General features: G+C 68.8%; 3 protein-coding genes and 1 pseudogene. 2 read left to right on the top strand and 2 right to left on the bottom strand.

The window, feature by feature from the left end:
• Nucleotides 1-192 precede the first annotated feature (192 nt).
• Both cyc1 and ABD350_RS35450 read left to right on the top strand, forming a co-directional pair.
• On the top strand, nucleotides 193-1,275 hold the full coding sequence (gene cyc1 / locus ABD350_RS35455) for an epi-isozizaene synthase (protein WP_344353215.1): 1,083 nt from the start codon (nucleotides 193-195) through the stop codon (nucleotides 1,273-1,275).
• Nucleotides 1,275-2,654 (top strand): bifunctional albaflavenone monooxygenase/terpene synthase, encoded by a 1,380-nt coding sequence (locus tag ABD350_RS35450; protein ID WP_344353214.1) that lies wholly within the window; start codon nucleotides 1,275-1,277, stop codon nucleotides 2,652-2,654. The genes cyc1 and ABD350_RS35450 overlap by 1 nt, the downstream gene beginning before the upstream one ends.
• 21 nt (nucleotides 2,655-2,675) lie before the next feature.
• On the opposite strand, the gene ABD350_RS35445 is transcribed toward ABD350_RS35450, so the two are convergent.
• Both ABD350_RS35445 and ABD350_RS35440 read right to left on the bottom strand, forming a co-directional pair.
• Entirely contained in the window at nucleotides 2,676-3,638 is a 963-nt protein-coding gene (locus ABD350_RS35445) for a GlxA family transcriptional regulator (RefSeq protein ID WP_344353213.1), read from the bottom strand.
• Nucleotides 3,639-3,886: 248 nt separating this feature from the next.
• Nucleotides 3,887-3,993: pseudogene (locus ABD350_RS35440) on the bottom strand (ribonucleotide-diphosphate reductase subunit beta); the annotation flags it as partial.

Genomic DNA, 3,993 nt, shown 5'->3' with positions numbered 1-3,993 from the left:
GCCGGGCGCCTTCGTGTTGTCACTGTTCAGTCAGACAAGGGGGCTGTCACGCCACTTTGGGGTAGTGAGTGGAGCAAATCCGTTCCCACGGCGGTCACTTGTGGTGCTGAATGTAAGTACGGGGATACACAACGGTGCACGCCCGCACGAGGGGAGGGCGTGCGCTCCTGGCGGCTGAGAGGGGTTTGTTCTGTGCAAGCTTTCCCACGCAGCACCACGGCGACGGCGACAGCGGTCGTAGTCCCACCTTCACTGGCACTCCCGGTGATCGAGTCCTCCTTTCCACGGCAACTGCATCCGTATTGGCCAAAGCTCCAGGAGAAGACGCGGCTGTGGCTGTTGGAAAAGCGCCTGATGCCGGCGGACAAGGTCGCGGAATATGCCGATGGACTGTGCTACACCGACCTCATGGCGGGCTACTACCTGGGGGCCCCGGACGAGGTCCTGCAGGCCATAGCCGACTACAGCGCCTGGTTCTTCGTCTGGGACGACCGCCACGACCGCGACATCGTCCACGGCCGGGCCGCCGACTGGCAGCGGCTGCGGAACCGGCTGCACACGGCCCTGGACGCGCCCCGGTCCCATCTGCACCACCCCGACCCCCTCGTGGCGGGCTTCGCGGAGAGCGTGCTGCGGCTGTACGGCTTCCTGCCGCGCACCTGGAACCAGCGGTTCGCCCGGCACTTCCACGCCGTGATCGAGGCCTACGACCGCGAGTTCCGCAACCGCGTCGAGGGGCACATTCCCGCCGTCGAGGAGTATCTCGCCCTGCGCCGCCTCACCTTCGCCCACTGGATATGGACGGATCTGCTGGAGCCCAGCGCCGGATGTGAACTCCCGGATACGGTACGGAAAAATCCCGCGTACCGCCGGGCGGCACTGCTCAGCCAGGAATTCGCCGCCTGGTACAACGACCTCTGCTCGCTGCCGAAGGAAATCGCGGGCGACGAGGTGCACAATCTCGGTATCAGCCTCATCACCCATGCCGGGCTGACCCTCGAAGAAGCGGTGGGAGAAGTCAGACGCCGCGTCGAGGAATGCGTCAGCGAATTTCTGGAGGCCGAGCGCAACGCCCTCGCGCTGGCCCGGCACATCGACGACGGAACGGCACACGGCCGGAAACTGAGCGCCGCGGTCCGGACCTGTGTCGGCAATATGCGCAACTGGTTCAGCTCCGTCTACTGGTTCCACCACGAGTCCGGCCGGTACATGGTCGACAGCTGGGACGACCGCGCCACGCCCCCGTACGTCACGAACGAAGCGGCAGGTGAGTGATGACCGTCGAGTCGGTGCAGCCTCAGACCCCCGCCACCCCCGGGACGTCCGCACTGCGCGAACCACCCCTGGCCCAGGGAGCCCTACCGTTCCTCGGGCACGGCCTGAGACTGGTCCGCGACCCGCTCGCCTTCATGTCCGCGCTGCGCGACCACGGTGACGTCGTACGCCTGAAGCTCGGCCCCAAGACGGTGTACGCCGTCACCACCCCGGAGCTGACCGGCGCGCTGGCCCTCAACCCGGACTTCAAGATCGACGGCCCGCTGTGGGAGTCCCTGGAGGGACTGCTCGGCAAGGAGGGCGTGGCCACCGCGAACGGGCCCCGGCACCGCCGGCAGCGGCGCACCATCCAGCCCGCGTTCCGGCTCGACGCGATACCGGGCTACGGCCCGGTCATGGAGGAGGAGGCGCACGCGCTGACCGAGCGCTGGCGGCCCGGCGAGACCATCGACTGCACCTCCGAGTCCTTCCGGGTCGCCGTCCGCATCGCCGCCCGCTGCCTGCTGCGCGGTGAGTACATGGACGAGCGCGCGGAACGGCTCAGCGCCGACCTCGCCACCGTCTTCCGGGGCATGTACCGCCGGATGGTGATCCCGCTCGGGCCGCTGTACCGGCTGCCGTTCCCAGCCAACCGCGAATTCAACCGGGCCCTGGCCGATTTGCATCTGCTGGTGGACGAGATCGTGGCCGAGCGCAGGGCATCCGGGCAAAGGCCGGACGATTTGCTGACGGCATTGCTGGAGGCGAAGGACGACAATGGCGACCCCATCGGGGAACAGGAGATCCACGACCAGGTCGTGGCGATACTGACACCCGGCAGCGAAACAGTGGCCTCTACCGTCATGTGGTTGCTCCAGGTCCTCGCCGAACACCCGGAACACGCCGAGAAGGTACGGACCGAGGTCGAATCCGTGACCGGTGGCCGACCGGTCGGATTCGAGCATGTCCGCTCACTGACGCACACCAACAATGTCGTCGTCGAGGCCATGCGGCTCCGGCCCGCCGTGTGGATTCTGACGCGGCGCGCGGTGACCGACACCGCACTCGGCGACTACCGCATCCCGGCCGGTGCGGACATCGTCTACAGCCCGTACGCCATCCAGCGCGACGACCGCTCCTACGACCGCCACCTCGACTTCGACCCCGACCGCTGGCTGCCCGAGCGGGCCAAGGACGTACCCAAGTACGCCATGAGCCCGTTCAGCGTGGGCAACCGCAAGTGCCCGAGCGACCACTTCTCCATGACCCAGCTGAGCCTGATCACCGCGGCGGTCTCGGCGAAGTACCGCTTCGAACCGGCCGAGGGGTCGGACGACACCACCCGCGTGGGCATCACGCTCCGCCCGCACAACCTGCTGCTGCGCGCGAGGCCCTGGTAGGCCGCCGGTGCCGGCGCGCGCTCAGGCGGCCCGCGGGCCCCGGAACGCGCGCCGGTAGGCGTTCGGGGTGGTGCCCAGCGCCCGGAGGAACTGATGGCGCAGCGCGGCGGCTGTGCCGAACCCGGTGCGCCAGGCGATCGCGTCCATCGTCTCGTCCGTGCCCTCCAGCAACTCCTGTGCCAGCAGCACCCGTTGCCGCAGGAGCCAGCGGTAGGGCGTGGTCCCCGTCTCCTGCCGGAAGCGCCGGGCGAAGGTGCGCGGCGCCATATGGGCACGGGCGGCGAGCTGCTCGACGGTGACCTCCTGGTCGAGGTGGGTCTCCATCCACGCCAGCACCTCCCCGACCGTGTCGGCCGGAGCCTTCGGCAGGGGCCGCTCGATGAACTGCGCCTGCCCGCCGTCCCGGTGCGGCGGCACCACCATCCGGCGGGCCAGCTTGTTGGCCACCTCCGTGCCCTGCTCCTTGCGTACCAGGTGCAGACAGGCGTCGATCCCGGCGGCGGTGCCGGCGGAGGTGATCACGGGGTCCTCGTCCACGTACAGGACGTCCGGCTCGACCCTGAGCCGGGGATAGCGCCGGGCGAGCTGCTCGGCGTGGTGCCAGTGCACCGCGCACCGCCGCCCGTCCAGCAGCCCCGCGGCGGCCAGCACGAACACCCCGGAGCAGACGCTGAGCACCCGGGTGCCCCGGTCGACCGCCCGGCGCAGCGCCGCCAGCAGCTCGACCGGGAACTCGCGCACGGCGAACGCCTCACCCGCCGGCACGGCGATCAGGTCGGCCTCCTCCAGCCGCTCCAGGCCATGCGGTGTGGACACCGTGAACCCGCAGTGGGTGGCGAGGCCGGGCCCCTCCGCCGACACCACGGCGAAGTCGTACACCGGGAGCCCGTCATCGCTGCGGTCCATGCCGAACACCTCGCAGACGACGCCCAGTTCGAAGGGATGCACTCCGTCCAGCAGCACGGCGGCCACGTTCTTCAGCATGCTGCCAGTCTGCCTCGACGGTGGCAGTAATTCGAGGGTCTACGGCAGTCCTGCCCCTGCCGGTAAGGAGTGACCGGCGCGACAGTGGTGTCCATGAACGAGAACCAGATCGAAGGCCTGATCGGAATGGGACTGACCCTCGCAATCCTCGTCCTCCTGGCCCTCCCCTCCCTGCTCGGGTTCCTGCGCGACAGACGCGTTGACCGGCAGATCAGGGAGGCCCAGGAGGCCGGGGTGGAAAGGACCGCTCAGAAGTCCTCGTCGAGGTCGACGGTGCCTTCGACGGCGACCTGGTATGCGGAGGGGCGGCGTTCGAAGAAGTTGGTGAGTTCCTGGACGCCTTGGAGTTCCATGA

It is taken from the genome of Streptomyces nogalater, from assembly GCF_039532885.1.
Classification (GTDB): Bacteria; Actinomycetota; Actinomycetes; order Streptomycetales; family Streptomycetaceae; genus Streptomyces; species Streptomyces nogalater.
Note: the sequence above shows the minus strand (reverse complement) of the source record. Positions and strands in the feature narration are given on the sequence as shown.

Bases quoted from the DNA above. Each gene is read 5' to 3' on its own strand.
- ABD350_RS35450 (WP_344353214.1), top strand. From the start codon at position 1,275: ATGACCGTCGAGTCGGTGCAGCCTCAGACCCCCGCCACCCCCGGGACG.
- ABD350_RS35445 (WP_344353213.1), bottom strand. From the start codon at position 3,638: ATGCTGAAGAACGTGGCCGCCGTGCTGCTGGACGGAGTGCATCCCTTC.